This window comes from Paenibacillus sp. KS1 (assembly GCF_001680695.1).
GTDB lineage: Bacteria > Bacillota > Bacilli > Paenibacillales > Paenibacillaceae > Paenibacillus_B > Paenibacillus_B suaedae.
This window is the reverse complement of the sequence record NZ_MAIS01000152.1, coordinates 1-7,018: the sequence shown is the minus strand read 5'-3', so window position 1 is coordinate 7,018 and position 7,018 is coordinate 1. Positions and strand designations below refer to the sequence as shown.

The following is a 7,018-nucleotide window of genomic DNA, read 5'->3' as shown; positions in this document are numbered from 1 at the left end:
AAGCTGTCTGATTTAGTGTTGACAATCCAAGGGACGGTTTCCGTACCTCAGGTAAAGAAGGTTCTGCACTCGCCACAGTGACCGACGAGAAAACGGTAGTACCAACGATGATTGCCATCAAAATTTTCTTAAACACATTTATCACTTCTCCTTTTATACGTTTTAATCTATTGCTAATTTACCAAGCATTCGACTTACCCTAAGAAAAGCTATATTAATTCCGGCTTCATCCATATACATTTACATATCCCCTTTAAAAAGAAATTCTGCTGGGCTTTTACACCCAGCAGAACGCTGTTGTTAGTGTGTTCCAGAAATCTCTAAATCATCGGCAGAAGATTTGTTTCCTGAGAACACGTTAATTACCGAGTAAGGAATACTTGTAGTTGAATATCTAGTACCGCTTATCTTAATTTCATTATTGCCACCAGGCACCTTGTATTGAAGTGCATAAATCTCTCCAATAGCTTTGATGTCCGCGGCCATCACTATAACGCTTGTGTTGTTACGCAAGTCCTCAATATTGCCTTTCGTAACTGGTTTACCTTTTGCTACTACTACAGCGGAAGAAGGTAATCCGTACGTAAAGTGCCAACGTTGTGCTTGCATGCCGAACTCTTCAGTATCCATTTTGTAACCAGGATTTTTGAAATATCCATAAGTGTTTTCAGATCCGATATAGGTTCTATTTCGACCGGTTAGTGAGGAGATCTGAGCTGTACCAAACGGGTAGTCACTACCTGATGGTTGAGAAGTCTTCCCTGTAGCAGTATCCGTATCTCTCATTTTAGAGTAGTAAGTTACTGCGTCTGTATTGTCTTCCTCCGCTTTCGAATAATTCCTACGACCTGATTCCTCTGCCCACTTAAGCGAGTAGGTATACGGGTAGACACTTTTGTTATCCCATCCAGGTTTTACAATATCGAATTTATTTATCGGCTTATACTCACCATTCACCAACATGTATACATCCACTGGTGTGTATTTGCCAGTTTGTAAATTCAATTGATAGTAGTAAGGGATTATCTGCAAGTTAGCGTAATAGTTGCCTGTAGTCTCTACATCAGCAAGAACGTTATAACCCAGACGCATTGGTTGTTTTTGCAATGCGGTTATATTGTTCTTCTCTGGAGATAAAGGCAACTCTATAGGCATCTTCTGCTTGTGAAGTAACAACCCATAAGTATTCAAGTACTTTGTCTCATCACTTACCTTATTACCTCGTATATCGATGGTATCCCCAACAATTTGGTTCTGCTTATTAGGATCGACTTTCTTTACGAGGTTCGGTATAAACCATTGATTAGAAGATACAGGTTTTTTGAATAGATTAGAAAATCTGAAATCACCTGTGTCCTCTATGACGAGGTTGCCTATATTACCTACTACATCAATATTGAATCTCTTGATAGCACTATGTCTGGCTGCGAGATTATTATACCGAACCTTATTAATCGGCACCTCATTGTCTTCTTCACCATTAATAGCAATCGCCCTGAATTCGACCAGTGCACTCATCTTTTCTTTTGCCGCTAAAGGCACATAGAAGTCGAAATTAGATTCAGCTACCGGAAGCTCTATCCATTCATTTTGAAGATACATCTGATCCTTGTATATAACTGGATATTCGAATCGAACTGCTTTTGATTTTGTCCACTCTGTTGTATCCATATTATTGACAAAGCCCTTACCTTCTATCGCAGATGGACTGCTTATTCCCCAAGCACCGTTACCGTAGAAATCACCGTTGTTAGGGAAGTAGATACTGAATCCATAATCGAGATTGATGAAGTTACCTGGCTTAAATTTACCAAGCCCAGGAACGTCGACTTCTTTCTCTGGATCTGACACTTTAGGTATATACTCATAAGCGTCAGGAGGCGGCTCAGCACCTCCAAGGTTTAGCATTACCTTTTCCACTCTGGTAGGTGCTCCTGTTCCGGGACTATCCGGTATAGTTATTACAACTTTACCATTTCCAGAGTTCATACCTGCTGTCGTGGTTCCTCCTTGGACTCCTCCGATGTAGGAAGAACCTCCACCGCCACCCGAGTCATCCATATCGTCGTAGCTAGGATAGTCGTTACCTCCGGCACCACCGCCGTAGTAACCTCCTCCACCTCCGCCACCGCCAGAATTAGCTCCGGCTGTGTTAGATCCACCATTACCTAGAGAACCGGAGCCACCGTTGTTATCTCCTCCGGTACCTCCTGAAGATTGGGTTCCTCCTTGACCAGGTGTACCGTACTTCTTCTCTCCAGTGCTTCCGGTTAAACCTCCACCATCTCCACCTTTGATACTACCACCACCGTAACCTCCGCCGCCCCCTGCAACTAGGATACGATTAGATAGAGCTGTTCCGCCTTTTCGGATATCAGATGCACCGCCACCAGAATCAGTGCTGCGTCCGTGTCCAGACCCACCGCCGTTAGTTCCGGTTTGACCTCCCACCATTACTGTTAAGGTTTCTCCTGCGTTAAGCGTAATCGTACCTTTCGCGTATCCACCTTTACCTCCGTAACCGGAGGTACCTCCCTCTGCTCCCCATGCTTCTAACGTATACGTACCAGTTGCTGGCACGTCAAAGGTGTTAGCTCCGAGAGATGTGAATGTCTTAGTCATACCAGTAACAGGCGGTTTATAGTTAGGATCTGATACCTCTATTCTTTGATATACAGGATCAAGTCCAACCCATTCATTATCTGATTGGTTGGTCAGCTTCAGATTGTCAGCAAAGAGGTAGTCATTCATTGACCCATCCGAACCATTAGTTTCACCCTTGACTATATGAATTCTTGCGATGGATGCGCTTGTTGGCATCGTAAAATCAATCTTAATTCCTGTCTTTGCAACACCAGTAACTACCTCTGATCCAAACGAATTTACAATAGTCCCAGATGCAGTTCTAGCATCAATGTAGAAATTACCTTTACATCTATGACAACCTAGGTCTCCGGTGAATTGATACGTCTTACCTGGCTTGACACTGACATCTCTGTAGTAAACACCTTTGATATCTTTACCAGCTTTAGCTTTCGTCTTGGTGCTTATCTCAAATGAACTAGACCCTCCTATTACCCACTGATCGCCAGACCTGTGGGTGAATGTGATATCTTCTGGTTTCGCTTCAGTCCAAGTCTGCCACCCTGTAACTTGACCATCGAAGTCTAGTAATTCAGCATCACCATTCGGTATGAGGTTCTGTCTATAATCAGGCTTCAACTTTTTCTCATACTCTGTTATGCTCTGCTGCAGATTACCACCGAGTAGTTTGGAATCGTTAGTTCTCTGATCCCTTTCTTCTTTTAGAGGTATTACTATTGCTTTCTCGGTAGAAACTGGATCATGCAATACTACATCATTCACTTTTGAATGTGTAGGCGAGTACGCTGATGTAAAAGATTGACCATTAGCTCCGTATTTCGGGTCATTCGTATTCGAGTACGGAGTTTCGTTAGAACCCTTATCGAGAATCGATCTGTAGAATACGGTGGAATTACCTGTTACGTATAGCCCGTTTGGATTAACTCGTATTGGGTTAATTCCTGTCTGCATGAGCCGCAGAGGTCCACCTGGCCGAGCGGGTCTATTTAACCCAGCAGGTAATCTATCGAATACGGTTTGTACTGTACTTCCACTGCCAGAGCCGATATACTTCAGAGTCGGACTTCCATACTTACCATTGTAAGAGCCAATGTTAATCGCATCTGGGCTCCACTTCGCAGCAGAGTTAGAATTGCTATCCCATTGAGCGACTTTGCTAGTCTTAGGTACAATCAGTGGATCTGTTGTCTTTGCTGTATTCGATTCCTTGTCAAAATACATGACGGATTGATCTCCGCTTGAAGTCTGCAGAATTAAGAAGTCTGATACTGCTGTCACATTTGTAGTCAGAGCTCGTCGTTCTTTGAACCTAGCAGTTTCACTAACACCATAGTTATCATCTGGACTGTTGGCATCTCTGTTATCTGAGTTGCCTTCATTCCACACTACATTATCATGCTGATTAGCCTCAAGCGAATACCTCAATCGACCAGCAGCGCTCGTGTTGGAAGCAGCAATGTTAGCGAATATAGTTGGATCTCCTTGAACGACAGATGCTGTGATCTCATTCGTTTTTGTCAGCTCTGCCATACCATTAACTTTCGATTTATCAATCTTCCATACATGGACTTTATTAATCTTCGTATAGTCGAACGTTACAGTCTGAGTCCAAGTATCGGAATATCCGCCTACTGTTTTGTTATAGCCTTCTTGTACCCACCAGTAGTCTGTATGCGACTCCTCTGGCGAACCGCCTGTACAAGGATTGCCAGAACAAGGTACCGCCGGTTTAGTTACATGTTTAGTGCTGTGTGATGAGACTCTCTCTGTATACGATGCTCCTGAAACGTCAGTCTTCGTTCTAGGTGTTGGCTGTGGAGGAGGACTTTCATGCCCTATTGATCCTGTAATTGGAGACATATTCCACCCAGAAGGAACTGCATTAAATTTAGATGTATACGTACGAGTTGCTGTAGCATCTTGAACATATTCTGTCTCGATGTCTACAATGAATTCAGAACCACCTGTTGCAAAGTACAGGCTTCTAGTTGTTGGGGTTCCAGCCATGGCATCGAATGTTTCATTACCAGGACTCCCCTCTTTTATCTCTGACCAATAACTTGGTCGCGATGTGTAATAACCAAATCTATTCGGATCTGGTTTCTTTTTACGAAAGAACTTCATCTTCGTTCCTGTACTATTCTCACATGTGACAGAAACTGTCTTTCCATTTCCATCTATGTAAGTTAATGTTACAGTTGCATTATACTCGAATTCAACTTTCTGATCTTCTGCTATTGGATAACTAGACAGATCGTCCGTATACTTCAAAGGAGTTTTGCCTGAGAAGTAATCAAGTACTTGCTGAACTTTCATAGTTGTTTCTGTTCCAGAAGTTGGTGTTCCTGTCAAGTTAGGATTACCACTTCCACCTGTCCGTGTAACATTCACTTTAACTTTAACATCATTCGACATACCTTCTAAAGCTGTCTTCCAATCTTTCTGACTTGCATCAGATTGTTTCATATTTATAGTGATTGGAATCTGCTTACCAATTGTGTCTCCTGTTATTTCACCTGCGATTGTAGAACTGTTAGGTATAGTAAGTGTTGTCGAGCAATTACACTTGATATCAGCATTAGCTTCATAGACAAGTGTTAACCAAACGCCACCTACATCCATCCCTGGACTACGAGTTAATGTTTCTTTATCCCTCACGAAGTTTGGAGCTTGTTTGGTAGCTGTTGAACAACTAAGCTTGTCAGTTATGTTTATATTCTGCTGGTAAGAACATTTCAACTTATAGGTCGTAGTGCCGACCTTGTATGTCTCTGGCACCTTAACCTGCGCAGTTGCTGGCTTTATTCTCCAGTCTTCTGAATCCTCGTCTTTATTCTTTACTCTCACAGTAGCTGCCTTGATAGAGTCGGATTCCACAACAAGTTTAGATTTATCTACTGAAATAGTGTCTTCCTTTGTATCCAACAGATCACCCGTCTTGTCGTTTACTAAACGAATTTTAAGAGGAGCTGTACCTTTAAAGTAGACCTTCTGATCATAATACTGTCTGAAGTCTCCTTTACTTGCCCAAGGCTGTGCTCCTCTTATCCCGCTTAAAGTTGTATAGATAGTTGGTAGATAAGATTGTCCACCGTTTAGCGTTACTTTGAATAATGCTGAAAAATATAATGGATCTCCTTCTTTGATATTCTTCAAAGCAGGTTTTTCCGACATGAGTTTCTGAATATACTTAGCATCCATATCATAGACAGTCAATGTTTTTCCTGGCTGATAACCGACTATGTCTTTCCCCGTCATCTTACCTAGCTTTTTCAATTCATCGAATTCCAAGCGCACATAATCATCGCCTTCTAGTGGCGTACATTGTGCGGTTAGAGGTTTAAGAGGAGGTTTAGGTTTAGGTGGTTTAGGTTCCTCATTATCATCACATGTCGTATCAGCCCTTAATATCCAACCTACTGATTTAAATCGTATACCAGAACCAGCTGTTTTATTCAGAGCTTCGTAATGTAAAATACCTGTTTCTTCATCAAATCTTAGACCTAACTGTCCTGTACCGACGACACCGTCATTAGCTCCACCACCTATATCCCCATAGGCATCTATAGGAAACAGTGCAAGTATGAGTATAATACAAAGTAAAGAGTTGAGTATCCTTTTATACAATTACTTCAACTCCTTATATAGATAAGCTCCCTTTGTAAACATATTACCAGTAGAGCCTATCTTTAGAGTACCTTGAATATCTTGACTATTCGAGAACAAAGAAACATCAGAGTATGTTTCATACCATTTACCTTTCTTCACCCAAGTTACTTTGTCAGATCTACCTCCAGGATTGTAACTGTCACCGTTGAATTGAGTTATATCTATTGCATTCAATACACGGAATTTGAACTTAGTTCTGATAAACTGAGTTCCATGATAAGAATAAATAGTACTTGTATCAGGAAAAGCATACCCTTCTACAATGACTTTATTCTTTTTCATGAAACTAACAAATTCATCAAAAGGCATTGGATTCATATATCCGTTGTGACCCATTAAATCGAAAGACTTGCTAAAGTAAGCAGTTGCATTAATCGTGCGATAGTCTACGTTCAGGGCAAATTTGTAATAATCCTTGACATTCTTAGCAATTCGGTCAAGTTCTTCCTTAGTAAATCTGTTGATGTAGTTCTTCGCATCAATCTGACCTTTCATATGGGTGATCATGTACTTCTTGATTCCGTATACATTGTCTGGAGTATCGGACATAAGATTCCATTCTTTAGATGTTTGCTTAGTACGAAGCTCACGACCCCATCTGTCTACAGTGACAGCTCCGGAATCAATCTTATTCTGATATGCAACACTCGTGATGTTGATACCACCGTAACCGCCGTCATAAGTAACTGCCGATTCAAGTGTCTCACTAACAAATCGAAGAGGAACTACGACCCGACCTTCTTTC

The 7,018-nt window shown here is 41.6% G+C and carries 2 protein-coding genes; both read right to left on the bottom strand.

What is annotated here, in order from left to right:
- Positions 1-300 precede the first annotated feature (300 nt).
- Positions 301-6,231 (bottom strand): glycine-rich protein, encoded by a 5,931-nt coding sequence (locus tag BBG47_RS26805; RefSeq protein WP_065294289.1) that lies wholly within the window; start codon positions 6,229-6,231, stop codon positions 301-303.
- A partial coding sequence (locus BBG47_RS30180; RefSeq protein WP_217492536.1) for a copper amine oxidase N-terminal domain-containing protein occupies positions 6,232-7,018 on the bottom strand: 787 nt, incomplete at its 5' end.